Annotated in this window: 19 protein-coding genes and 2 pseudogenes; 6 read left to right on the forward strand and 15 right to left on the reverse strand. The window is 72.4% G+C overall.

Going from position 1 to position 20,165, the window contains the following annotated elements; translation table 11 throughout:
• Positions 1-6: 6 nt before the first annotated feature.
• Positions 7-831: a hypothetical protein gene (locus tag AC3EUV_RS24400; protein ID WP_435603901.1), complete on the reverse strand. Its 825-nt coding sequence runs from the start codon at positions 829-831 to the stop codon at positions 7-9.
• Between the two features lie 300 nt (positions 832-1,131).
• Between AC3EUV_RS24400 and AC3EUV_RS24405 the strand changes: the two genes are divergently transcribed.
• The gene (locus tag AC3EUV_RS24405; protein ID WP_435603902.1) at positions 1,132-2,361 is read left to right on the forward strand and encodes a serine hydrolase domain-containing protein; all 1,230 of its coding nucleotides are present in this window, start codon (positions 1,132-1,134) and stop codon (positions 2,359-2,361) included.
• A gap of 100 nt (positions 2,362-2,461) precedes the next feature.
• On the opposite strand, the gene AC3EUV_RS24410 is transcribed toward AC3EUV_RS24405, so the two are convergent.
• The 4 genes from AC3EUV_RS24410 to AC3EUV_RS24425 form a co-directional block, all read right to left on the reverse strand.
• Entirely contained in the window at positions 2,462-2,539 is a 78-nt protein-coding gene (locus AC3EUV_RS24410; RefSeq protein ID WP_370454205.1) for a 50S ribosomal protein bL37, read from the reverse strand.
• A 170-nt stretch (positions 2,540-2,709) separates the two neighbouring features.
• On the reverse strand, positions 2,710-3,918 hold the full coding sequence (locus AC3EUV_RS24415; RefSeq protein ID WP_432143276.1) for a 4-hydroxybenzoate 3-monooxygenase: 1,209 nt from the start codon (positions 3,916-3,918) through the stop codon (positions 2,710-2,712).
• A gap of 160 nt (positions 3,919-4,078) precedes the next feature.
• Positions 4,079-4,765 carry a class F sortase gene (locus AC3EUV_RS24420; RefSeq protein WP_432143275.1) on the reverse strand — a complete coding sequence of 229 codons (687 nt, stop codon included), beginning with the start codon at positions 4,763-4,765 and terminating at the stop codon, positions 4,079-4,081.
• Positions 4,762-5,586, reverse strand: a complete 825-nt coding sequence (locus tag AC3EUV_RS24425) for a hypothetical protein (RefSeq protein ID WP_432143274.1) — start codon at positions 5,584-5,586, stop codon at positions 4,762-4,764. Before AC3EUV_RS24425 ends, AC3EUV_RS24420 begins: the two co-directional genes overlap by 4 nt.
• A gap of 553 nt (positions 5,587-6,139) precedes the next feature.
• Here AC3EUV_RS24425 and AC3EUV_RS24430 point away from each other — a divergent pair.
• Positions 6,140-6,868 (forward strand): DUF4232 domain-containing protein, encoded by a 729-nt coding sequence (locus AC3EUV_RS24430; protein WP_435603903.1) that lies wholly within the window; start codon positions 6,140-6,142, stop codon positions 6,866-6,868.
• 137 nt (positions 6,869-7,005) lie between these two features.
• Here the strand turns inward: AC3EUV_RS24430 and AC3EUV_RS24435 are convergent, their stop codons facing one another.
• Both AC3EUV_RS24435 and AC3EUV_RS24440 read right to left on the reverse strand, forming a co-directional pair.
• Entirely contained in the window at positions 7,006-7,767 is a 762-nt protein-coding gene (locus tag AC3EUV_RS24435; protein WP_435603904.1) for a S1 family peptidase, read from the reverse strand.
• A 69-nt stretch (positions 7,768-7,836) separates the two neighbouring features.
• Complete coding sequence (locus AC3EUV_RS24440; RefSeq protein ID WP_432143271.1) at positions 7,837-8,640, reverse strand: S1 family peptidase; 804 nt, start codon at positions 8,638-8,640, stop codon at positions 7,837-7,839.
• 193 nt (positions 8,641-8,833) lie between these two features.
• Here AC3EUV_RS24440 and AC3EUV_RS24445 point away from each other — a divergent pair, with 193 nt between their 5' ends.
• Positions 8,834-9,331, forward strand: a complete 498-nt coding sequence (locus AC3EUV_RS24445; RefSeq protein WP_432143270.1) for a GNAT family N-acetyltransferase — start codon at positions 8,834-8,836, stop codon at positions 9,329-9,331.
• Between the two features lie 43 nt (positions 9,332-9,374).
• Here the strand turns inward: AC3EUV_RS24445 and AC3EUV_RS24450 are convergent, their stop codons facing one another.
• Positions 9,375-10,271 carry a trypsin-like serine peptidase gene (locus AC3EUV_RS24450; RefSeq protein ID WP_435603905.1) on the reverse strand — a complete coding sequence of 299 codons (897 nt, stop codon included), beginning with the start codon at positions 10,269-10,271 and terminating at the stop codon, positions 9,375-9,377.
• A 260-nt stretch (positions 10,272-10,531) separates the two neighbouring features.
• Between AC3EUV_RS24450 and AC3EUV_RS24455 the strand changes: the two are divergent.
• Positions 10,532-11,358 (forward strand): annotated as a pseudogene (locus AC3EUV_RS24455) (MFS transporter); the annotation flags it as partial.
• An 85-nt stretch (positions 11,359-11,443) separates the two neighbouring features.
• Here AC3EUV_RS24455 and AC3EUV_RS24460 read toward each other — a convergent pair.
• The 3 genes and pseudogenes from AC3EUV_RS24460 to AC3EUV_RS24470 all read right to left on the reverse strand — a co-directional run bounded on the left by AC3EUV_RS24460 (position 11,444) and on the right by AC3EUV_RS24470 (position 14,237).
• The gene (locus tag AC3EUV_RS24460) at positions 11,444-11,719 is read right to left on the reverse strand and encodes a CsbD family protein (protein ID WP_435603906.1); all 276 of its coding nucleotides are present in this window, start codon (positions 11,717-11,719) and stop codon (positions 11,444-11,446) included.
• A 44-nt stretch (positions 11,720-11,763) separates the two neighbouring features.
• Positions 11,764-13,372, reverse strand: a pseudogene (locus tag AC3EUV_RS24465) (helix-turn-helix domain-containing protein).
• Between the two features lie 70 nt (positions 13,373-13,442).
• Complete coding sequence (locus AC3EUV_RS24470) at positions 13,443-14,237, reverse strand: 3-hydroxybutyrate dehydrogenase (RefSeq protein WP_435603907.1); 795 nt, start codon at positions 14,235-14,237, stop codon at positions 13,443-13,445.
• A 285-nt stretch (positions 14,238-14,522) separates the two neighbouring features.
• Between AC3EUV_RS24470 and AC3EUV_RS24475 the strand changes: the two genes are divergently transcribed.
• On the forward strand, positions 14,523-15,065 hold the full coding sequence (locus tag AC3EUV_RS24475) for a hypothetical protein (protein ID WP_435603908.1): 543 nt from the start codon (positions 14,523-14,525) through the stop codon (positions 15,063-15,065).
• A gap of 53 nt (positions 15,066-15,118) precedes the next feature.
• Here AC3EUV_RS24475 and AC3EUV_RS24480 read toward each other — a convergent pair whose 3' ends face one another.
• The 3 genes from AC3EUV_RS24480 to AC3EUV_RS24490 form a co-directional block, all read right to left on the reverse strand.
• Complete coding sequence (locus tag AC3EUV_RS24480) at positions 15,119-15,622, reverse strand: NUDIX hydrolase (protein WP_432143266.1); 504 nt, start codon at positions 15,620-15,622, stop codon at positions 15,119-15,121.
• 75 nt (positions 15,623-15,697) lie between these two features.
• Complete coding sequence (locus tag AC3EUV_RS24485; RefSeq protein WP_432143265.1) at positions 15,698-16,315, reverse strand: hypothetical protein; 618 nt, start codon at positions 16,313-16,315, stop codon at positions 15,698-15,700.
• 94 nt (positions 16,316-16,409) lie between these two features.
• On the reverse strand, positions 16,410-17,258 hold the full coding sequence (locus AC3EUV_RS24490) for a glutamate racemase (protein WP_435603909.1): 849 nt from the start codon (positions 17,256-17,258) through the stop codon (positions 16,410-16,412).
• A 205-nt stretch (positions 17,259-17,463) separates the two neighbouring features.
• Between AC3EUV_RS24490 and AC3EUV_RS24495 the strand changes: the two genes are divergently transcribed.
• Positions 17,464-18,612 carry a glycosyltransferase gene (locus AC3EUV_RS24495; protein ID WP_435603928.1) on the forward strand — a complete coding sequence of 383 codons (1,149 nt, stop codon included), beginning with the start codon at positions 17,464-17,466 and terminating at the stop codon, positions 18,610-18,612.
• Between the two features lie 21 nt (positions 18,613-18,633).
• Here AC3EUV_RS24495 and AC3EUV_RS24500 read toward each other — a convergent pair whose 3' ends face one another.
• Positions 18,634-20,016, reverse strand: coding sequence for a TerD family protein (locus tag AC3EUV_RS24500; RefSeq protein ID WP_435603911.1), 1,383 nt, complete (start codon positions 20,014-20,016; stop codon positions 18,634-18,636).
• Positions 20,017-20,165 lie beyond the last annotated feature (149 nt).

Below are 20,165 nucleotides of genomic sequence, written 5' to 3' on the forward strand. Positions count from 1 at the left end.
AACCCTTCACCGCGATACCTCGGGCTCCGCCTCTTTCTCGCGGCTCAGGGATTTGACGAGCACTATGCCCAGCACGATCAGCCCCACGCCCAGCCACACCGGCCCGGCACCGAAGGCGAGGACCAGGATGCCCACCGGGGTCAGATAGCCCGCCAGCGGGATGAGCAGGCTGCTCAGCGGGGGTTCGGCCGGGCCGGGCAGATTGCGTTCGCGCAGTGAACGCGCCCGTGCGACGTCCGGGTACCACTGGGTGAACTGCAAGGCCGCGATGATGGCCGCGATTTGGATGATCCAGCCCGTCCACAGGTTATTGGAATTGTGCAGCACGAGGTCGCCATAGGCCCCCGCTATCGCCGCCACGGCGAATGCGGCGCCCCAGGCACCCGTGATGTAGTAATTGGTCCGCAGAAATCTGGGCTCGCCCCAGAACTCGCGGGGCACCTGTTCCCGGGCGTACTGGAGGGTGAACGGCACCCGGCACGCCATGGAGCCAAGGGCGATCGTCATCAGGGCGAGGTTCGCGACCTCGCCCGAATAGTTCTCCAGCCAGCGGTGGGTGCCCGGGGAGGCGAAAATGCCGATGATCGCCATCACCGCGAAGAACACCACATCGGAAATCTCCAGAATTTTGAAGGAGGACCCGGGACGGCGTATACGGCCGGCGATGACGATCACCACGGCCAGGGCCAGCGCGATGGCGACCGCCAGCTCGAAGCGGCCCGGCCCGACCAGGACCGACATCGCGATCCATGGCGACATTCCGATCACGGGGCTGTCGAGGAGATGCGACAGCCGGCCACCGTCGGCGGTGTCCGTCGGGCCCTGAGACATGGCAACAGCCCCTCCTGGGAGGCGAAACTCCCTTCCACGCTAGACCGCCGCCTGGGCTCCCTCTACTCGGGCGCGGCAGCGGTGCGGGCGGCGGGACGGGCGCGGCAGCGGTGCGGGCGGGACGGGCGGTGCGGCGCCGCCACGGGGTCGGCGCCACGGCGGGGAGCGGGACCACGGCGGGGAGCGGCGCGGTGACCGGCCGGAGTCCGGTGGGCTCGGGGCGCGCCTCCGGGGTGGGTCAGGGGTGGGTCAGGGAGACCCCTGACGACGGCGCGGTGCGCAGCCGCGAAGCTGTTCGACATGAGCCTTTCTCCCTTGTCCCGCAGGGCAGTTGTGGGGGCCGCACTGTCCGGCGCGGTGGTCGCCGCGACGGCGGGCCCGGCCGGTGCCGCGTCCCGTCCGGCCCCGGCCCCTGCCCCGTCCCCTTCGCCGGGCGGCGGCCCGGCCCGTCGGAGTCCGTCCGCCGGAGCCGTCCCCGTCCCTCCGCTGAACGTTCCCGCGCTGCGGGCCGCCCTCGCCGATCTGGAGCATCCGCAGCTGACCGCGGCCCAGCTTCGGGTGAGCGGTTCGGCCGGGCGGTGGTGCGGCACCGAGGGCGTCGCCGACCGGGCCACCGGCCGCGCGGTCCATGAGCGGGACACCTTCCGGATCGGCAGCATCACCAAGGCGTTCGTGGCGACGGTGGTGCTTCAGCTCGCCGCCGAGCGCCGGCTGTCGCCGGAGCAGCCGGTCCAGCGGCTGCTGCCCGGCGTGCTGCCGTCGAGGTTCCCGCCGATCACGGTGTCACAGCTGCTGAACCACACCAGCGGACTCCCCGACGAGCCGGACCCGCCCTACGACCCGTCCTCCCCGGAGGACATCGCCCGTCACCGCTACGACCGGTGGACGCCCGAGCAGCTCGTGGCCCAGGTGTCGCACGGCCCCATGAAGTTCACCCCCGGCACCAAGCAGGAGTACCGGGGCATCAATTACGTCCTTCTGGCCCTGCTGATCGAGCGGCTGACGGGCTGCCGCTACGGCGAAGCGATCACGCACCGCATCCTGCGCCCGCTGGATCTGCGGCACACCACCGTGCCCGGCAACGACCCGCGGATTCACTGGCCGCATGTGCACGGCTATCTGAGGATGACGGACGGCTCCCTGCTGGACATCACCCGGTTCGACCAGTCGGCCGCCTGGGGAGAGGGCGAGATGATCTCCCGTACCGGCGATCTGGACCGCTTCCTGACCGCCCTGTTCTCGGGCGAACTCCTGCCACCCCCTGAGCTGGAGCGGATGTTCACACTGCCGCCGGACGAGGTGCGCATGGTGGACGGCACCCCGGCCCGCTATGCCGCGGGCCTCCAGACCTTCACGTTGAACGGCATCACCCTGTGGGGCAAGACCGGCGAACGGTACGGCTACAGCTCGGCCATGTTCGCCACCCGGGACCAACAGCGCCGCGTGGCCTTCTCGTTCAACCCGACCCGGCGTGACGCCACCCAGGCACAGGTCTCCCAGCGGATAGCCGAGGCCCTGACGAAGGCATGAGCCGGGGCCGCACAGCACTGTGGGCTCCACGCGTCCGCTGAAGCGCGGAGACGCGGAGCCCACCAGGACCCCATCGGCGAGGTCCGGTCACAGCCTTCGTTCAGGACTGGGGCCGCTTGCCGTGGTTGGCACCGTTCTTGCGACGAGCCTTCTTCTTACGACGGCGCTTGGATGACATACGTCTCCCTCCTCAATCACTCAGCGATGCTTTTCGCCGAATTTCTACCACTTCTCAACGGTATCCCGCCCGGCGATCACGAGGCCGCGTACCCAGGACCGCGGGATCCCACCCCACCCCGGTTTGTGAGTCACCCCACGGAGGCACCGCCCGCCCGGTCCGCCGGGGCGTCACAGATCGGCTTCCTCGCCCATGTACAGCCCGGCGAAGGCCCTCGCCGCGGACTCCGACCCCAGCAGCCGCCGCAGCCGCGCCCGCGCGGTGCCCGCCAGGAAGCGGTCGCCGGAGGAGGCACCGTGCAAGACGTAGGACAACCACTGCGAGAACTCCAGGTACTGCCAGACCCGCCGCAGACAGGCATCCGAATACCCGGCGAGCCCGCTGTCGTCGCCCTCGTAGTGCGCGATCAGTGCGTCGCCGAGCAGCAGCGCGTCGTTGATGGCGAGGTTCATGCCCTTCGCGGCGATCGGCGCGACCAGATGTGCCGCGTCACCCGCCAGGTGGAGGCGGCCGAACACCATCGGCTCCACCACATAGTTGTGCATGTCCAGGACCACCTTCTCGATCAGCGGTCCTTCGGCGAGCGGCGGGGCGCCGTCGGCGGCGAGCCGGACGCGCAGCTCGTCCCACACCCGGTCATGCGACCAGTTCCCGGCGTCCTCACCCGGCGCGACCTGGAGGTAATAGCGGGTGACCTGGGAGCTGCGGGCCATATGGGCGCCGAAGCCGCGCTCGTGGATGCCGAAGATCACGCCGTCCGCGGACGGCGGTGCCTCGGCGAGGAGGGCGAGCCAGGCGACGCCGTAGTCATGGCGGGTGAGGACCGCCCGGCCATCGGGGACGGCCGCCCGGGACACCCCGCGGGCGCCGTCGCAGCCGGCGACGAAGTCGCACTCGATCCGGTGCCGGGCACCGGTCACCGGGTCGGTGTACGACACCGCCGGCCGGTCGCCGTCGATGTCGTGCAGTGCCACCTCACGTACCCCGAAGCGGGCCTCGCCGCCCGCCCGGTCCACGTACGACGCCACGAGGTCGGTGACCAGGAGCGGCTGCGGATAGACGAAGTGACGGCGGCCCGACAGCTCCCCGGTCCGCATCGTGTGCCGCTCCCCGTCGAAGCGGAACTCGAACTCGCCCTGGGTGGCGGCCCGTTCGAGCAGCCGGTCGGCGAGCCCGCGCCGGGCCAGTGCGCGCACCGCCCACTCCTCCATGAACCCGGCACGCGGCCGCTGCTCGATGAACTCCCGGCTCTCCGCCTCCAGCACCACACAGTCAACTCCGGCGGTGCGCAGCAGATTCGCCACGGTGAGCCCGGCGGGACCGGCGCCGATGATGACGACACGGGTGCGTGTGACGGGGAGAGGGGCGGTGGAGGACACGTCGCGAGGTTCCCTTCGGGGGCGAGGAAAGATCGCAGGCAGTATGGCGGTTGCCCCGGGCGGACGGTCCGGCACCCCGGCGCCTGGCCGGGGCACCGGCGAGCGGCCCGGTCGCCCGTGCGGGGCGCCGGACAGCCGGCCGGTGCTGCGCGTGTCCGGTCTACGCGCTGCCCGTGAGGCTGGCGAACACCACCACGTTGTCGGGGTAGTAGTGCTGGCCCTGGTCGTAGTCACCGCCGCAGGTGATCAGGCGGAGCCCGGCGTGATCGAGGTTCTTGTAGACCTCCAGCGTGGGGAACTTGTTCTTCGGGTACTGGGCGATGCGGTCAACGGTGAACTTCGCCGTCTTCCCGTCCTGCCGGGAGACCTCGATGGTGTCCCCGCGCTTCATCGACGACAGCTTGTGGAACACCGACGGCTTGCCGTTCCAGGAGACATGGCCGGCGATCACCGCCGGTCCCTGGGAGCCGGGCGTGGGCCCCGGCTGGTACCAGCCCGCCTTGTCGGGGTCCCGGGGCGTCTCCATGGCACCGTTCTTCTGCTGTCCCAGTGTCTCCAGCGTGGAGGAGACCTGGAGCGACGGGATGGAGAGCCGCTGCGGAGCCGACTTCGGCAGGCTGGCGGCCGCCTTGCTCCCGGAGCCGCCGCCCGGTGCCGTGTCGCCGGACGACTGCCCGCCGCCGTCACCCGGCTGCTGCCCCGCGGGGAGTGACTGGGCCGGTGGCGCGTCCTGCCCTCCGCACCCGGCGAGAAGCACGGCCGACAGGGCCGCGGCGACGGCGCAGGCAGCGGCGCGGTGGCCCCGGCGGCGTACGGTGCTCATGGTGTCCTCGTTACGGCGGCTCACGCGGCGGCTCCGTTGTCCCCGGCCCGCCCGGCGGCGAGGACGGCCTTCCGGCGCCGCGCGAGGGCCAGCGCCCCGGCCGTCGCCACGAGGGCGGCCCCGCCGGCGCCGAGCACCGCGGCCGGCACCCCGTTCTCCTCGACGGGCCCGGTGCCGGTCTCGACGCCGCCGACCGGAATGGAACCCACCGCGGCGCCCAGCACCTCACCGCAGTTGGTCGGGGCGGTGGCCTCCTGGGGGAGCTTGGGGTCGAGTTCGCTCTTGCCCGCCCCCTCGAAGTCGTACTTCTTGTTGTCGTTGCGGTCGATGCCGTGCTGCACGATGTGCAGGTCCTTGATGTGGTCGACCACGTCCTGGGAGACCGGGATGGTGCGCTCGTAGGAGAGCTTGCCCTGCGCGTTCGCCACGGGCATCCGGTCGACGGCGAGACCGCTCTTCATGTCCGTGGGCCCCTTGGTGGTGAGCGAGATGTTGATATCGCCGTAATCGACCGTGGCTTCGGTGTTGTTGAGGACGCCATCACCGTTCGTGTCGTCGCTCGCGTCCGGGCAGTGAAAGTCATGGCCGTCGGTGGAACCGTGGAGGTGCTGGGCGGAGGGCTGACCGGGCACGAGCCCCTCGGACTCGATCTTCACGGTCAGCTGCCTGCCCTGGAGGCTGAGCATCGCCGTGCCCTTGGAACCGGAGTTGTTCAGCTGCGCCAGGTTGATCTGGAACGCTCCGGTGCCCTGGGCGACGGCCTGGGACGAGGCGCCTGCGGTGAGGGCCAGGGCGGCGGGCAGAGCGACGACTACGGCGAGGTGGCGGGTGCGCTTGGCTATCACGATCGTTCCTTTTCCGGCGGCCTCCACGGAGGAGGGGGGACCGCACGTCGTCCGGGTTCGACAGCAACACCTCGGCGAGGTGTCACGCGTCATTCGGAGCCGCAACGCCCGCGGATTGGTGGCGGATTAAAAAAATTTTCGACGGCCTTCTCCCGGGGCCCGCGACGGCCCCTCCCCCGGCTTTCTCAGGCGCAGTTGCTCTCCCGGCTCAGCCGTGCGCCGGCCGCCACCCCAGCGCCTGAGGTCCCCGTTTCCGTCCCCACCCTGCTCCCCCGTTCGTTCCGCCGTTCCAGGAAAGCATTCCAGGCAGTGGTCGTTTCCCCAGGTCAGCGCCTGTTCCAGCGTTCCGGCTTCTCTCCTTGTCCCGGGACGGTTGGCACCCGGGCGCCCGCCGCGCAGGCTGGGAGCAGCACCACCGAGACGGGAGCCGCCATGCGAACCCGCTGGTGTATCAGCGATGTTGTCGCCGCCGCCGTGGTGATCATCTGTGCCGCGGTCGTGATTTCGCTGATCATTCGCCCTTGAAACCCTCGCTAGGAGAAGTCGAATCACCATGCGCACCATTCGATCCCGTACCGCGGCCGCCGCCACCGCCGTCGTTCTCGCGGGCCTGTCCCTGACCGCCTGCGACAGCGACGGCAATGCGGCGTCCGGCGGCCGGTCCGCGCCCCGCCCGGAATCCGGCGCCCCGAGCACGCCGGGCGGCGAGGCCGGCGGAACCGGCAAGGCCGACGGCGAAGGCTCCGGCTCGGGCTCCGGGCAGGGAGCCTCCAGCGGTCAGGGCAAGGACGCCGGCAAGACCGGCGGTGCCGGAAAGTCCAACGGCTCCGGGGCGAACCAGGGCGCCGGGAACGGCTCGTCGGGCCCCTGCACCGGAGCGAACGTCAAGGCCGTGGTCAGCAAGGTCAAGCGCCCCATCAATCACTTGCTCCTCACGATCACCAACACCGGATCCCGCGCCTGCGACGCCTACTCCGCACCCTTCCTGGGCTTCGACGACGATCAGTCGACGACCCGGATCATCGAGGACAGCAAGCCGCAGTCCGTCGTGTCCGTCGCCCCGGGCCAGTCCGCCTACGCCGGGATCCAGCTCAGCGGCGAGCCCGGCGGTGACACCCATGGCCGCACCGCCCGGAAACTCTCCGTGCACTTCGCTCCGCGCAACGGCTCCGGTTCGGTGGGCACCCCCGCCAAGCTCACCCTGCCCGCGGACACGCACAAGGACGACAACGCCGCCGTCACCTACTGGCAGAGCTCGGCGTCCGACGCGCTGACGTACTGATCACTCGTGACGCATAACGCATGACGCATGCCGCATGCCGCACTGACGACTGATCCTCATTGATCGGCCGGTGATCTCTGATTGATCAACCACTGATCCGTCGTTGATCAGTTGCCGCCCCGATCACGACGCCTCCCTCACCCGAGCTGCTGGGCGATCTCGCGGGAAAAGGCGGCGACCCGGGTGTAGACGCCCGGCGTCGGTGTGGCGGCGTCGCTGTTGGCCAGCCAGCTGACGATTCCGATCAGCCTGCCGCCGGCGACGAGCGGGCCGCCGCTGTCGCCCTCGGCGTGGTGGGCGCCGGTGACCGGATTGTTGGCACAGACGTGCATCGAGGGGTCGAAGTCGCCCCCGGGGTTGAGCCTTTGGCACGTCCGGTCGGGGAGCACCCGCAGGTTCGCCGCCCGGAGCACGTTCGCCGAACGGTTCTCGTAGTCCAGCAGGCCCCAGCCGTACACCCGCGCGCCGGTGCCGGGGCGGTACAGCCCGGTATCGGCAGCGGTGGCTATCGGCAGCGGGGTGTACCGCGGCGGCATCGGCCGGTCGAGCGTGAGGACGGCGACATCGTTCTCCAGATGGCGGCCGAACCGCGGATGGATCCAGACCTTGGTCACCTTGCGCATCCGGCCCTCGTGACGGCGCAGGTCGGTCCGGCCGGCCACCGCCCCCAGATCGGTGGGGGCCTCGTCCACGACGCAATGGGCCGCGGTGACGACCTTCGTCGGAGTGACGAGGGTGCCGCCACAGAACTGCCCCGAGCGCGGGTAACTGTCGGTCTGCCGCCACAGATTGATCGCGACGACCCAGGGTGCCTCCGCCGTGCTGGTCTTCTGTCCGCCGACGACGGCCTGGGCGGTGGGGGCCGGCAGCACGGCGAAGCCGGCGCCGACGAGCACCATGAGACCCACCAGAACCGGCCACCGCAGGCAGCGGTGTCGTGTCGTCCTCCGCATCATCCCTCCCACCCCCTATCCGGCGATCTGGCTCTGGAGGAGCGAGTAGTAGGAGGCCGACTTCACCGCGACGCCCGGGTAGAGACGGCTGGTGCAACTGCCGCCGCCACTGATGACACCGACGAGCCGCCCCCGCACCACGACCGGTCCCCCGCTGTCCCCTGCGCACGCACTGACGCCGCCCGCCGGATAGCCGATGCACATCGTGTACGACGAGCGGTACCTACGGGTGCCATACGCCGTGATGCACTGCTCATCGCCCCTGTTGGGGATCAGCGCGGTCTGCAACGGCGGCACCCGGGTGTCGTCATCGCGGCCCGTCGTGGAGCCCCAGCCCAGCACCCGGTTGGGCGTGCCCTCCTCGTACAGCTTCTGCTGCGCCGGGGTGGCGAGCGGCAGCGTGCGGTACGGCATGGGGGCGTTGAGGGTGAGGACGGCGAGGTCGTGCGCGTAGGTGGCGCCGTGCCCTTCGGTGTCGGCCTTGGGGTGGATCCACAGCTTCGTCACCTTGCGCACGGTGCCCTTACGGGTGTCCCGGAGGTCCTCCCGTCCGCCCACCACACGCACCCCGTCGACGGTGGCCGGGCTCACGCAGTGGGACGCGGTCAGCACCTTGCGCGGCGCGACGAGGGTACCCGCGCACTCCGGCTCCTTCACGTCCCGCGACGACGTCAGCGCGACGGTCCAGGGATATTTCTTGATCTCGGCCCGGTCTCCGCCGACCACCGCGGCGGCGGGCGGGGCCGCCGACACCACCAGCGCCGCCCCCGCCACGACCGCACCCACCCAGGCAGCACAGGGTGTTCTCGCCTTGCCCATCAGTCCTCCATTGGCGATAGAACAAAGTCGCCCATGGAGAGGCCACGATCCGCGACGCGGTTGCCTGCCCCGTCCCACCACTCGCAGTTGGCCGGCCTGAGCCCGGACCTCTTGACAGCGTTCCGCCCCTGCCCTTACGGATGCGCACAAACTCCCGCGCCGCCCGCGGCGACCGGTTGTAGCCTCAGCCCTTATGAGCTGGCTTCCTGACGACTTCGTCCACCCCGTGCACGTGCCCGTGCCCCACACCACGCTGCACTTGCGGCCGATCCGGGAGGCGGACACCGCGCTCGACTACCCCGCCGTGATGGGCTCCCGGGAGCGCTTGTGGGAGATCTTCGGCCCGGCCTGGGGCTGGCCCACGGAGACGATGACCTATGAAGAGGACCGCATCGACCTGCTGCGGCACGAGAAGGAGATAGCCGCGCACCAGTCGTTCAACTACGCGCTGCTGGACGAGGAGGAGACGGCGATCCTCGGCTGCGTCTATGTCGACCCGCCCGAGCGCACCGGCTCCGACGGGGAGATCTCCTGGTGGGTGGTGGACGACCTCGTCGGCGGCGAGGCGGAGCGCGCGCTCGACACGCTGGTGCCGCAGTGGATCGCCGCCGACTGGCCCTTCCAGCAGCCCCGTTACCTGGGCCGCGACATCAGCTGGCAGGACTGGCTCGCGCTGCCGCCCACCTCGTGACGTCCGAGGCGGTGCCCAGCCGTCTTGACGCCCGAGGCGGTGTCTAGCCGTTCTGGGCCCGCTCGTACACCTTCTTGGCCGTGTCTCCCAGCACTTCTCCCTGCATCTCGGTCGGTGTCAGGGAGTCCAGTGCACTGTTGACCGAGACCAGGGTGCCCTTGCCAGTGGTGGCGTTGAAGTCGGCCAGCCACGGGCCGCCGCTGGAGCCGCCCGTCATGTCGCAGGGGACGGCCTGTACACCGTCCTTCTTCGTGGCCGTACCGACACAGTGGAGGAGTTCCTCGCCGAGCTGCGGGCGGGTGGCTGAGTAGCCGAAGGCGGAAATCGTGCCGCCAACGGGGCGGTTGAAGGCGATGTCCTGGCCGCCCACGACGTCGGTGAGTTTGCGGCCGCTCCTGTCGGCGTCGACGACCAGCGTGGACAGGTCGTCGGTGGAGTCGTTCTCCCAGTTGCGCGGGGTGACGGCGGTGCGGACCGCGAACGCGCCGTAGGGCATCTTGCCCTTGCTGTAGGCGGGGACGAACACCATCGCGATGTGGGTGTTGGCGGGCGAGGAGCCCCGGCGCACGCAGTGTGCGGCGGTCATCACGGCGGAGCGGTTGGCGCTCTTGACGGCGGTGGCCGTGCACCAGGTATCGGCGCCGTTCGCGTTGACGAAGAAGAGCCGCCCCACGGTCTTCAGAGCGGTGCCCCGCCACGGCTTGGCCTTCGGCCCGGTCGGACCGAGGTCCACGGACTTCCCGACGGCCTTGATACGGGCGGGCGTCCAGTAGGCGAGGGCTTCCTGGCGCTCCTTGGCGGTGTACGTCAGGACGGAGACCGGGTCGGCCGGGGCGGCAGGGGCCGGGCCGGCCACGGCCGTCGCCGGGCCCGGGGCCACGAGAACGAGGGCCGTACCGGCCACGGCGAGCCCCATGGCCCGGCCACGAAGGCGACGCATTAAGGATGTGGATGTCTCGGACACGGCGGATGTCTCCTCGGCTGGTACAGGCGGCGGACAGGGACTGTCAGTCCGCTCCACAAGAGGGGACAACCCGCCTGTTCGGTTGCATTGTTGACGACCCGTGACAAATCTGGAGGGATGAGCGTCAAGTCGGAGGTGATACTCCGCCGAGGAGGCGGCCGCGGCCGGACGATGCACCACCTCGTTCCGGGCCCGTTCATGGCGGACGGCGCGCCCGCGGGACATGGTGCCATCGGCTCTCGGGTGTGCTGGTGGTCGTGGGCTGTGGGTGCGGCTCTCGGTGGATGGATCACCGGTGTTCCGGGCCGCGTTGGCGCGTGCCGAGGCCCGGCGGGCGGAGGGGGCCGCGGTGGAGAAGATGCCGTTGGTGGCGGTGCTCAGGCACCACTGGCGGGAGGTGCTGATCGCGATGGGGGCGCGGATGGCCGAGAACATCTCGTACTACGTGATCACGGCCTTTGTGCTCGTGTACGCGACCTCGCACACCGCGCTGTCCCAGCAGACCGCGCTGAACGCCGTATTGATCGCCTCGGCGCTGCACTTCGCGGTGATCCCCGCCTGGGGCGCGCTCTCGGACCGGATCGGGCGCCGGCCGGTCTATCTGCTGGGCGCGGCCGGCGTCGGCGCCTGGGCGTTCCCGTTCTTCGCGCTGGTCGACAGCGGCCGGTTCGGGCCGCTGCTGCTCGCGGTGAGTGTCGGGCGAGTCTTCCACGGGGCGATGTACGCGCCGCAGGCGGCCTTCTTCGCGGAGATGTTCGCGACCCGGATGCGGTACTCGGGCGCCTCGATCGGTGCCCAGTTCTCGTCGGTCGCGGCCGGTGCGCCCGCCCCGCTGATCGCGACCGCGCTGCTCGCCGACTACGACAGCCCGACGCCGATCGCGCTGTACGTCATCGCCGCCGCGCTGCTGACGCTGGTCGCGGTGGGCGTGGCACGGGAGACCCGCAGCCGGGATCTGGTCGCGGTGGACGGGGCGGTGCCCGGCGGGGGCCGGACGGCCGGGCCGGGTACGGCCGGTCCGGACGGCGGGGCGTCGTCGGCCGTACCGTCCGGAGGGGCCTGAGAAACCTGATGTACGGCGGGGGCGTGGCGGGCCCGGGGACGCTCCGGGAGACGGGGCAGCGGGTCCGCCACGCCCCCGCCGGGCGTCAGGAGCGGTCCCTGCCCTTCATGGAGTCCTTCATCCCGCGGGCGTTCTCCTTGGCGTCGCTCATCGCGCCCTTGGCCCTGCCCTTGGCCTCGTCCGCGCGGCCCTCGCCCTTCAGCCGCTCGTCGCCCATGATCTTGCCGGCCTTCTGCTTGGCCTTGCCCTTCATCTTGTCCATGGCACCCTTGTCAGCCATTTCGCACTCCTCTGTCGGTGGGGGGAAGCTTCGGCACCACGCTGCCGCAGGTCGCGACGGCGCGCACCCGGAGGCGGCCATCGGTACGGACCGCTTCGCGGCACGCCGCGGATCCTCGCTCCCTGCTACGCACCGGTATCGCCCACCACGGCTGAGGAGAGCTGATGCAGCCGCAGCGCCAGCTGGATCTCCAGGGCACGCGCCGGCGTCTGCCAGTCGGGTCCCAGCAGCCGGCTCACCCGGTCCAGGCGCTGCGCCACGGTGTTGACATGCAGGTGCAGCGCCTCCTTGGTGCGGGCCGGGCTCATCCCGCAGGCGAAGTAGGCGCCGAGGGTGCGCAGCAGTTCCGTACCGCGACGGGCGTCGTAGTCGGTGACCGCGCCGAGCGTGCGGTGGACGAAGCCGTGCACATCGCGGGTGTCGGCGAGCAGCAGGCCGAGGAAGCCGAAGTCGGCGGCGGCCGCGCCCTGGCCGGTCCGGCCCAGCACCCGCAGCGCCTCCCGGCAACAGCTCGCCGCGCACCCGCTGTTCGGCCTCGCCGGCGGTCCGCCGGGCGAGCAGAAGCAGCGAGGTGACCACGGCGGCCCGCTCCAGGGTCCGCTGGTCGACCGGGTCGAGGGCCGGATGCCCGCGCAGCACGAGGGCGCCCAGGACCTCGCCGCCCGCCCCTACCGCCGCGACCCAGTCCGCGCCGTCCCGTACGGCGTGCCCGTCGGCGCGCGAGCGGTCCAGGGCCTCGGCCGGTGCCGCGCCGGGCTCGGCGAACTCGACCTCGCCGTCCAGCACTTCCGCCACCGCCCCGGCGACGTCCTGGACCCCGCCGCCGCGCAGCACCAGTTCGGTCAGCCGGTCATGGATGTCCGAGGCGCGCTCGATGACCGCGCTGCGGTCGCGGATGATCTCGTTCGCGGCCTCCAGTTCGGTGAGTGTCTTACGGGTCTCGGCAAGGAGGTTGGCGGTGTCGATGGCGACGGCGGCATGGGCCGCGTGGGCGGCGAGCAGCGCGATCTGGCCGTGTTCGAAGACCCGCTCCCGCCGGTCCGCGGCGAAGAGCACCCCGATCACGCCGCTGCCGAGCATCAACGGCACCCCGAGGATCGCCACCAGCCCCTCGTCCTGGACGCCCGAGTCGATGCTGCGGGTGTGCCGGAACCGCTCGTCGTGGAAGTAGCTGTCGGTGACGTACGGGCGGGCGGTCTGCGCGACCAGCCCGCCCAGCCCCTCGCCCATACCGAGCCGCAGCTGCTGCAACCGCGCCGAGACCGAGCCGCAGGTGACCCGCACATAGGTGTCACCGGCGGACGGGTCGTGAAGGGTGAGGTAGGCGACCTCGGTGCCCAGCAGGGAGCGGGCCCGGCGGACGATCGCGCGCAGCACCGCGTCGAGGTCCCGCAGCCCGGCGAGGTCGTGCGCGGTGGCGTAGAGCGCGGACAGCTCGGCCTCCCGCCGCCGGCGGTCCTCCAGTTCGGCGCGCACCCGCAGCGCGCGCAGCTTGGCCCGCTCCAGTGCGGCGAGCCGGCCGGCGGACGCGCCCCCGGCGCGGGCGCGCAGCACCGGGCGCTCGTACTCCTCGGCCGCGGCGCCGGTGGCCAGCAGACCGAGGAAGGGGGCCTCGGCCGGGTCGTGGCCGTCTTCACCGGGCGGGGCGCCGTCCGGTGCGTACGGAACGGGCGCCGCCCGCGCGGTGTTCACGGGCTCGGGGCCCGGCCCGGGCGCCGGCTGTTCGATGGGCATGGTCACAGGGATACCTCCGGGTCGTCGCGGTGCGCCAGCCTCCGCCGCCCGGATACGGAGCAGGAGCCGCTCAGTGCGCGGTCCAGCCGCCGTCCAGGGCGAGCGAGGCGCCCGTCACGAAGGACGCCTCCGGGGTACAGAGATAGGCGACGGCCTCGGCGACCTCCGCCGGTTCGACCAGCCGCTTGACGGCGGAGTCGGCGAGCAGGATGTCGGCCAGTACGCGGTCCTCGGGGATGCCGTGCGCGGCGGCCTGGTCGGCGAGCTGCCGTTCGACCAGCGGTGTGCGGACATAGCCCGGATTGACACAGTTGCTGGTGACGCCGTGCGGGGCGCCCTCCAGCGCGGCGGTCTTGGACAGCCCTTCCAGACCGTGCTTCGCCGCGACATACGCCGACTTGAAGGGGGACGCCCGCAGGCCGTGCACGGACGAGATGTTGATGACTCGGCCCCAGCCGCGCGCGTACATATGGGGCAGCGCGCCCCGCAGCAGCCGGAAGGGCGCCTCCAGCATCACGGTCAGGACCTGGTGGAAGACCTCGGGCGGGAACTCCTCGATGGGCCGGACGAGCTGGAGGCCCGCGTTGTTGACGAGCAGATCGGTGCCGGCCGCGATCCGCTCGGCGGCGTCCAGATCGGTCAGGTCCAGCGGGCACGGTTCGATCCGGCCACGGGCGCCGTTCGGGTGGTCCGTCACGAGGCGGGCCAGGCCGTCGGTGTCCCGGTCGACCGCGCGCACGGTGGCGCCGGCCGCCGCCAGCCGCAGCGCGCAGGCGCGTCCGATGCCACCGGCCGCACCGGTGACGAGAACGGTACGGCCGTCGAGATCGAGGGATACCGGGCCTGGGGTGCCGATCGCGGTCATGTCCGCACCCTAGGCAGCGGGCGCTCCGGCACCGATGTGGCCCGGCCCCACACTTCGGGGCCCGGGTGTGGCGGTGGCACCTGCCGGGCACCACCGGCGGACCGCCGCCGCCCGGTTACCCGGCATCCCGCAACTCCCCGGCGCGGAGCCTGCCACGCCCCAAGCCATGGCCCATGCACGTCACCCGAACGGCCGTCCCGGATCGCCCGGCGCCCGGCGGGCTCCTAAGGTCTGTGCGGTGGGGCGGCATGCCGTCTGCGCACCGCCGCCACCAGGGAGGCCGACATGCGGAGACTCATCGCCGTACCGACGGTGCTGCTCGCACTGGCCGCCGCGGGCTGCGGGGACGCGGACGGCGGCCAGGACACGGCCGCGGCCTCCCCCACAGGCGCCGGGCCGGACCGCACCCCGGGCGGTGGGGCGGGCTCCGCTTCCCCGACCGTGCCCGGCCAGCCGGTGAACTGCGGTGAACTCCCCGACGCGCTGGGCCCGGAAGGCGACGTCACCCTCTTCGCCGACCCCGGGGCCGGGGGCACGGTGGGCTGCGGGGAGGCCCGCACAGTGATGTCCGAGTTCTTTCTGCGGGCGCCGCGGGACGCCCGCGACGACCGGGCCACGCTCTCCGTACGCGGCTGGATCTGCCAGTACGAGAGCGGCCCCACCGGCACCTGGATCACCACCTGCCGCAAGGCCAAGCGGGAGATGCACACGGAGGAGCCGCCCGGCGCGAACACCGACGAGCCCGGCTCCCCGGAGGAGTCGGAGCTGCCGCCGCTTCCCGACGAGTCGTCCGACCCGATGGACGAGCCGTCGACGGAGGAGCTGTAGCCGGTCGCCCGTCGCCGACGGCCTGAGCCCCCGGAGGCGGCCGCCGGGGGGACTCAGGCTTCCGGGTGTCCGCCCGACGGCTCCTCGCCCATCCCCTGAAACCACGTCGGCCCGGCCTCCTGCGCCCGCTTGATCCGGGTCAGCGCGTACTCCTTGAGCTCCGGCAGGGCGTCCACGTCGAACCAGCCCACCTCCAGCGACTCGTCGTCATTGACCCTCGCCGCACCGCCGACCGCCCGGCAGCGCAGCGTCACATCCATGAACTGGCAGACATCGCCGTTGGGGTAGTGGGTGGGCGGCATGGTCTCGACGAGGACGATGCCCTCGGGGACGACCCGTACGGCGGTCTCCTCGTAGACCTCCCGCACCGCGGTCTCGGCGGGCTGCTCACCGGGCTCGGGGATGCCCCCGATCACCGACCAGCCACCGGTGTCGACCCGCTTGCCCAGCAGGACACGGCCCTGGTCATCGAAGACGACCGCGCTCACCCCGGGAAGCCAGAGGAGCTGTCGGCCGATGGAGTTCCGGAGGTCACGGATGAAGTCGGGGGTTGCCATGATCCCGACCCTACGGGACATCCCCGGTCCGCCCCGGCGGGCGGGCACGGCCTGGGACACCCGCCGACGCGGCGCTCAGGTGCCCGCCGGGGTTCCTTCCCGCGGCCGGAGCCGGCCCCGGATCGCCCGGACCGCGCCCTCGGCGTCATCGACGGTGACAGTGAAGGTCATCCCGTCGCCCAGCTTGAGGATCACGCCCTCTCCCCGGCGGACGACCACGGCCGTGCCCTGCTCGGGGCGCCAGCGGTAGCCCCAGCCGCCCCAGTGGCGGGGCGTGACCTGGGGGGTGAAATCGGCGCCGACGACAGTGTCGAGCGGAATCCGTCGCCGTGGCACCCCTATATGGCCGCACCGCACTTCCAGGCATTCCTTGTCGACGCGTACCGCGACATGGACGAAGGCGAGCGTGCCGAAGAGGACCAGCAGACCGGCCGCGACACAGCCCACCACCGACATCACCAGGGGCGCGCGCCCCGAGGTCCAGTTGCTCTCGACGGCGAGCAGGATGCCCAATGCCAGGCAGGCCGCGCCGATCGCGGCCAGCAGCCACTGGATGCGGTTGGTGGCGCTGCCTTGCCAGACCTCGGGGATCTCGGCATGGGAGCCGCCGCCGGGGCGCGCCCCGCTGGCGTCGCCGTCGGTACTGCCGTGGTTACCGGGGGCTGCTGCCCCCTCGTGGGGGTGGTCCCTCATGAAACGCAGCGTACGCGTCTTTGCACCCCGTGGCAGTGCGTCGGACGGCCCCATTCCGGCCCGGGTTGCGAGACGGGAGACGCCATGGGTCACGTCAGCGGCGGACCGCGGCGGCCGCCCCGTCGGGCTCGGGAGCGGCCGGCAGCACGCCTTCCGGCGCCAGGTCCGTACCGCTCCGGGCGAGCAGCCGGCCCTCGGCGTAGGCGAGCGCCTCGGCCGGGAGTCCGGCGGGGCGGCCGCTGAGGATCACGCTGACGCCACCGGTCGGGGCGGCCGCCGGGGCCGGTTCGGCACCGATACGGCGCAGCGCCTGGGCGGCGACCGCCTCGGCGGAGCCGTGCAGGACGAGGGCGGGCGCGCCGGGCTGCTGGAGGGCGGCCCGGATGCGCTCGGCGACCAGCTCGTAGTGGGTGCAGCCCAGGACGACGGTCCGCACGTCCCGTGGGGTGAGCTGGGCGGCGGCCTCGATGGCGTCGTCGATCGCGCCCTCGTCGGCGACCTGGATCGCGTGGGCGAGCCCCGGACAGGGCACCCCGGTGATGTCCAGCCCGCGCCCGAACCGGTCGATCAGATCCCGCTGGTAGGGGCTGCCGGTGGTGGCGGGGGTCGCCCAGATGGCGACCGGGCCGCCGCCGGCCGCGGCGGGCTTGATCGCCGGGACGGTGCCGATGACCGGGATCTGCGGTTCCAGTTCGGCGCGGAGCGCGGGCAGCGCGTGCACGGACGCGGTGTTGCAGGCGACGATCAGGGCCTCGGGGCGGTGCGCGGCCGCCGCGCGGGCCACGGCCAGCGCACGGTCGGTGACATCGTCGGGGGTGCGGGGGCCCCACGGCATCCCGTCGGGGTCGGAGGAGAGGACCAGATCGGCGTCCGGCCGCAGTCGCCGCATGGCGGCGGCCGCCGCGAGCAGCCCGGTCCCGGAGTCCATCAGCGCGATCTTCACCCGGACACTTTACTCAGCCGCCCGTCCGGCTTGTCATACCGGGCGGCGCGGCCAGGCGCCCCCGGTGACCGCCCGCCCGGCCCCTGCCCGGCGAACTCCCCGGCCTTTCCGCTCCCCTTTTGCCCCGTTTCTCCCGTCCTCCCGACACCGTGTCGCGCGCCCGTGTGTGCCGGGTGCGGTGCGGCAGACTGCGGCCGTGGGAGCGATGGAGTGGATCGGCGCCGGGTCCCTGCTGGCCTGGGTGTGGCTGCTGCTGGGGCAGGGCTTCTTCTGGCGGACGGACGTACGGCTGCCGGACCGCCGGGATCCGGAGCGCTGGCCGTCGGTCGGTGTGGTGGTCCCGGCGCGGGACGAGGCCGCGGTGCTGCCGGACAGCCTGCCGTCGCTGCTCGGGCAGAAGTACCCGGGCCGGGCGGAGGTGTTCCTGGTCGACGACGGCAGTACGGACGGGACCGGCGCGCTGGCCCGGCGCCTGGCGGCCGCGCGGGGCGGGCTGCCGCTGACGGTGTCCGCGCCCGGCGAGCCCGAGCCGGGGTGGACGGGGAAGCTGTGGGCCGTACGGCACGGGATGGCGCTGGCGCGGGAGCGGGTCGCACCGGAGTATCTGCTGCTGACCGACGCGGATATCGCGCACGAGCCGGACAGCCTGCGGGAGTTGGTGGCGGCGGCCCGGTCGGCTGAGCTGGACCTGGTCTCCCAGATGGCGCGGCTGCGGGTGGTGACGTTCTGGGAGCGGCTGATCGTGCCGGCGTTCGTCTACTTCTTCGGGCAGCTCTACCCCTTCCGCTGGGTCAACCGGCCCGGGGCGCGGACCGCGGCCGCGGCCGGGGGCTGTGTGCTGCTGCGGCGGGAGGCCGCGGAGCGGGCGGGCATCCCGGAGGCGATCCGGCATGCGGTGATCGACGATGTGACGCTGGCGCGGGCGGTCCAGCGCGGCGGCGGGCGGATCTGGCTGGGGCTGGCGGACCGGGTGGACAGCGTGCGGCCGTATCCGCGGCCGGGCGCGCTGTGGCGGATGGTCTCGCGCAGCGCGTACGCCCAACTGCGGCACCGGCCCCCGCTGCTGCTCGGCACGGTGCTGGGGCTGGCGCTGGTCTATCTGGTGCCGCCCGTCGCGCTGGTGGCCGGACTGGCCGGCGGCGGTCCGGTGCTGGCGGCGCTGGGCGGGGCGGCCTGGGCGGTGATGAGCGGGACCTATCTGCCGATGCTGCGCTACTACGGGCAGCCGCTGTGGGCGGCGCCGCTGCTGCCCTTCACCGCACTGCTCTATCTGCTGATGACGGTGGACTCGGCGGTGCAGCACTACCGGGGGCGCGGCGCGGCCTGGAAGGGCCGGACGTATCCGGCGCCCTGAGCGGCGCCCCCGGTGCCGGCGTCACTTACGGGCCGGAGACCAGTCCAGGCCCCAGCCATAGGCGTAATCGACGGTGCGCTGCGGGCTGACTCCGGGCTCGGGGACGAGGTAGCGGGCCTCGCGCTGGACGACGAGTTCGCTGCCGGTGTTGGTGATCAGCGCCAGCGCGCAGACGTTGGAGGGCACCGTGCAGGCGTCCAGGGTGAAGTCGACCGGGGCGCCGTGCTGGGGCTGGAGGGTGACGGTCGCGCTGAGCCCCTCGAAGCTGCGGGCGCCGGCGTAGACGGTGACGAAGATCAGGATGCGCTTGATGCGGTCCTGGTGGTCGAGGTTGATCGTCATGTTCTCACCGGCCGCGACGCCGCCGGTGCGGTCGTCGCCGTCGAGCTGGATGTACGGCGGGGCGTGCAGCGCGCCGAAGTTGTTGCCCAGCGGATGGACCACTCCCGCGGCGCCGTCGGTGAGTTGGTAGAGCGCGCACAGGTCGAGGTCGAGCTCCCCGGAGGGCAGCAGCGCGCCGCGGGCACCCATGGCCTCCATCGCCTTGCGGCCGAGCTTCTTGCCCAGCCGCTTGCCCGCCGAACCGGCGCTCCAGTTGAGGTTCACCCGCATCGCGCCGGAGGTGCCGCCCTGCTTCGTGAGGGAGACGGCCGGGGCGTCCTTCGTGAGGGTGACCTTCGTCAGACGCACGGGCGGGGGCGCGGGGGCGGGCGCGGGCTGTCCCGGCGGGGGCGGGATGGACGCCGCCGGCTGCCCCATGGGCGGCGGGGGCGCCGTCGGCGGCGCCATGGGGGGCGCGGGCGCCATGGCCGGGGGCGCGGCGGGCGGCGGAGCGGGCGCGGTGGGCGCGGGGGCCGGAGCCGGGGCCGGTGGCGCCGCCGGTTCCTCGACGCTGATGCCGAAGTCGGTGGCAAGGCCGGCCAGCCCGGTGGCGTACCCCTGGCCCACCGCACGGAACTTCCAGCCGCCCTGGCGCCGGTAGAGCTCGCCGAGGACGAAGGCGGTCTCGGTGCCGGCGTCCTGGCTGTCGAAGCGGGCGAGTTCGGCGCCGCCGGCGGCGTCCAGCACCCGGATGTGCAGCCCCGGGACGCTGCCGAAGCTGCCGCCGTCGGCGGAGGCGGCGAGCACCACCGTGTCGACGGCGGGTTCGACGGCGGCCAGATCGACGGCGAGGCAGTCGGTCATCGCGCCGCCAGCCGGGCGCTTGCCTTCGTGGCGTACGGCGCCGGAGGCGTGCGCGGCCTGGTTGTAGAAGACGAAGTCGCCGTCGTCGCGGACCTTTCCGGACACCAGCAGCAGGGCGGAGGCGTCCACGTCCGGTGTCCCCGGGGCCGTCTGCCAGCCCAGTTCGACCCGGACCGCCGGGGCCGGAACCGGAACATTGCTGCCCTTGAGCATCGACATCGCCGCGCCTTCCTCATCGTCCGTCGTGCCCCGTCGGTGGTGGCACCTCCCAACCTACTTGTCCCCCACCGCTCCGAACGCCCCTTGTTCACCTGCGAGAAGCGCGGCCTTTACACGATCCCTACGGGCGATCGCGACCGATTTCCACG

The sequence above is a fragment of the Streptomyces sp. bgisy130 genome, assembly GCF_057708345.1.